Below are 541 nucleotides of genomic sequence, written 5' to 3'. Positions count from 1 at the left end.
CGCCTCCCGGCCCCGAACTACGGGCTATCGGCCGTGCATTCAGGACGCAGATGCATTCCGCGGCTTCGGCGTCGTGCCGTCCACCCCCATATACTTGATCGCATCAATCCGCGTGGCTTCGAAGCGTCGCGGCTGTCCCTCGATCGCGGCAAGGCAGTCAACGCAAGCATCGTAGAAACAGCGCTCATGCTGGTAGAACGGTTCTCCAGCAATGTGCGGCGTCGGCAGCACGTTGGGATGGAAGCGGAATGGTGCGTCCGGGGGCACCGGTTCGGCGCCAAAGACGTCGATCGCGGCCTTGAGGCCACGGTTGGTAACCGCATCCCACAGCGCCGCTTCGTCGACCACGGCCATGCGGCTCACGAGTATGAAGAGGCCACCGATCGGTAGAGCGTTGAAGACTTTTTCGCCGATCGCGCGCAGCGACGATTTGAGAGGTGGAATGCCTACGACGAAGATCTCCGACGCGGCTGCGAGCTCCTCGAGCGAACCCGTGTAAGTCAATCCCAGCGCTTCCGCGCGGGACTTCTCGAGCGTCGGA

At 63.0% G+C, this 541-nt stretch carries 1 protein-coding gene; it reads right to left on the bottom strand.

Features of this window, described 5'->3' with window-relative positions:
- Nucleotides 1–39: 39 nt before the first annotated feature.
- Nucleotides 40–541, bottom strand: a 502-nt coding sequence (locus NKH13_RS35565; protein WP_352917502.1) for an NAD(P)-dependent oxidoreductase, incomplete at its 5' end; no start/stop codon positions are given.

Source organism: Mesorhizobium sp. M1348, assembly GCF_040317925.1.
Lineage (GTDB): Bacteria > Pseudomonadota > Alphaproteobacteria > Rhizobiales > Rhizobiaceae > Mesorhizobium.
This window is presented reverse-complemented; position numbering and strand designations above follow the sequence as displayed.